The organism is Arthrobacter sp. P1_A5 (genome assembly GCF_056406825.1).
In genome coordinates this window covers 1-2,787 of sequence record NZ_JBFTZL010000297.1, presented here as the reverse complement: position 1 = coordinate 2,787, position 2,787 = coordinate 1, and the positions used below count along the sequence as shown (strand labels likewise).

Sequence of the window (2,787 nt, the reverse complement as noted above, 5' to 3'; positions counted from 1 at the left end):
CTGCCACAGCACGACGGCGTGGCCCTCGACGTCGATGCCGCGGCGGCCGGCGCGGCCCGTCAGCTGGGTGTACTCCCCCGCCGTGATGTTGACGTGGGCCTCGCCGTTGAACTTGTCGAGCTTTTCGAGCACGACGCAGCGGGCCGGCATGTTGACGCCCAGGGCGAGTGTTTCGGTGGCGAAGACGGCCTTGACCAGCCCGTCGACGAACAGCTTCTCCACAACCTCCTTGAAGGTCGGCAGCATGCCGGCGTGGTGCGCGGCGAGCCCGCGGAGCAGGCCGTCCCGCCAGCTCCAGAAGCCGAGCACATCGAGGTCATCCGAGGGGATGTCCTGGGCGGCGTCGTCGACGCGCCGGGCGATGATCTGCTGTTCGGCCTCGCTGGTCAGCCAGAGTCCGGCCGCGACGCACTGGGCCACGGCGGCATCGCAGCCGGCGCGCGAGAAGATGAATGTGATGGCCGGCAAGAGGTCCTGCCGGTCCAGGCTGGCGATGACCTGCGGCCGGCTGGCCTTCCGCACCGGGCTGCGCTGGGCGCCCTGCGGTTCGTCCCGCTGGCTGCGTTGCTGGCGGCGCTGGTTCCGGCCGCCGTGGCCGAAGCGGCCACGGAAATTCATCTGGCTCTCGGCCCGGGCCATGGACAGCAGTTCCGGGTTGACCTCGAAGCCGGCCCGCCCTGGCACTTCCGAGGTGACGGCGGCCGCCGGGCCGCCGACAACAGCATCGGCTACGGCGGATGCCTCCCCGGCAGTTGCCTCACTGGCAGTTGCCCCAACAGGCAGGGCGATCTCGTCAAAGCTCGTGTCGCCGGCAAACAGGTCCACGATCTTCCGCCCCACCATGACGTGCTGCCACAGCGGCACCGGGCGGTGCTCGGAGACGATCACATCGGTCTGCCCGCGGACGGTGTCGAGCCACGCACCGAACTCCTCGGCGTTGGAGACCGTGGCACTCAGGGACGCCACCTGGACCTCGCTGGGCAGATGGATGATGACTTCCTCCCACACAGCGCCGCGGAAGCGGTCGGCGAGGTAGTGGACTTCGTCCATGACCACGAAGCCGAGATCATCCAGGGTGTCCGAATCCGCGTAGAGCATGTTGCGGAGCACTTCGGTGGTCATGACCACCACCGGGGCGTCGCCGTTGATGCTGGTATCTCCGGTGAGCAGGCCCACCTGGGCGGCGCCGTACTTGGCGGCCAGTTCGGAGTACTTCTGGTTGCTCAGGGCTTTGATGGGGGTGGTGTAGAACGCCTTGAGCCCACGCTGGAGGGCCAGATAGATGGCGAACTCCCCCACAATCGTCTTCCCGGCGCCGGTGGGGGCGGCCACCAGCACGCCCCGGCCGGCCTGCAGGGACAGGCATGCTTCGCGCTGGAAGTCATCGAGTTCAAATTCGAGCGAGCGGATGAACCCGCCCAGATAGGTCTTGGCTTCAGCAGCCCGCTCGACGCTGGCGCGGTAACGTTCGGACGGTGATTCCGGCCCGGGGTGTGAGGACATGTTTCCAGCCTAGTGCGCGAAAGGCTAGAGATTCTCCAGCTCGGAGCTGGGGGTGGCGTGGTCGGCGGTGGCTTCGGTCTCGGCGTCGCGTTTGACGGCGCGCCGCTCGCGCCGGCGATCGTTGAGCAGGCACAGCCCGATCGCGGCGAAGAACAGCGCCAGCATGGGTCCGGCCAGGTAGAACATGCTCATGGCGTCGGCGCCGGGAGCGGCCATCGCGGCGAACAGGCAGACCAGGAAGACTGTAATCCGCCAGCTCTTGAGCAGCTGCTGGCCCTTGATGAGTCCGGCCAGGTTCAGCCCGAACAGGACCACCGGGAGGAGGAAGGCGATGCCGAAGGCGAGCAGCAGCCGCAGCACGAAGGACAGGTACACCTGGGCGCTGATGAAGTTGGAGCCGCCCGACGGCGTGAAGTCGGTCAGGACGCGGACCGCGTTGGGCAGCACGAGCCAGGCCAGCAGGACGCCGCCGACGAAGAGCGGCACGGCCGCCGCCACGAAGGACAGGGCCAGGCGGCGTTCCTTCTTATGCAGCCCCGGCACGATGAAGGCCCAGAGCTGGTAGAGCCAGACGGGGCTGGCGATAATCAGGCCCAGGAACACGGAGACCTGGATCATGAGGTCGAACGAGCTCGCGACGCCGTCGAAATTTAGCGTGGCTTGGCGGCCTTCATGTTCGTTCAGGTCGCGGATCGGCTTGATCAGCGCCGCCAGCATTGGCTGGTAGACAAGGAAACCCACTACCGTCCCAAGGACGACGGCGATTGCCGCCTTAAAGAGCCGGTTGCGCAGCTCTTTGAGGTGGTCGAGGAGCGCCATCCTCCCCTCGGGGTTCGATCGACGGCTCATGGTTACTGCCATGCGGTCTTAGGCGCGGGTCGACGGCGGAACGTCGGTTCCGTCGCCCGTGCGGCTTTCCGGTGCGCCGGTCTGCGGGTGGTTGATGACCCGTCCTTCAACCGGCTCGGAGCCATCCTTGGCATCGGTGGTGCCGTCCTTCTTCATTTCCCGGACTTCCGACTTGAAAATGCGCATCGACTGGCCCAGGCTGCGGGCCATACCCGGCAGCTTCGGCGCAGCGAACAGCACCAGTGCCAGAACGATGATGATGATGAGATGCCAGCCTTCAAGCCTCATGGGGAGAGGTCCTTTCGTTTGAATACATCCTATGTCTAACGCGTTTCGATGTCGCGCAGCGCCTGGGGTTGCCCGCGGTCCTTCTTGCGTTGGATGCGGCGCAGCCGGCGGGCGTTTTGCCGGGCGAGCTTGGATGCGTGGTAATCA

Annotated in this window: 3 protein-coding genes; all 3 read right to left on the bottom strand. The window is 66.4% G+C overall.

Features of this window, described 5'->3' with window-relative positions; all coding sequences use genetic code 11:
- Nucleotides 1-1,503 (bottom strand): DEAD/DEAH box helicase (locus AC1D1S_RS20530; protein ID WP_476995375.1); only part of this gene is annotated, 1,503 nt, incomplete at its 3' end.
- Between the two features lie 24 nt (nucleotides 1,504-1,527).
- Nucleotides 1,528-2,322, bottom strand: coding sequence for a twin-arginine translocase subunit TatC (gene tatC, locus AC1D1S_RS20525; protein ID WP_028275586.1), 795 nt, complete (start codon nucleotides 2,320-2,322; stop codon nucleotides 1,528-1,530).
- Nucleotides 2,323-2,370: 48 nt separating this feature from the next.
- Nucleotides 2,371-2,640, bottom strand: coding sequence for a Sec-independent protein translocase subunit TatA (tatA, locus tag AC1D1S_RS20520; protein WP_028275585.1), 270 nt, complete (start codon nucleotides 2,638-2,640; stop codon nucleotides 2,371-2,373).
- Nucleotides 2,641-2,787: the final 147 nt, after the last annotated feature.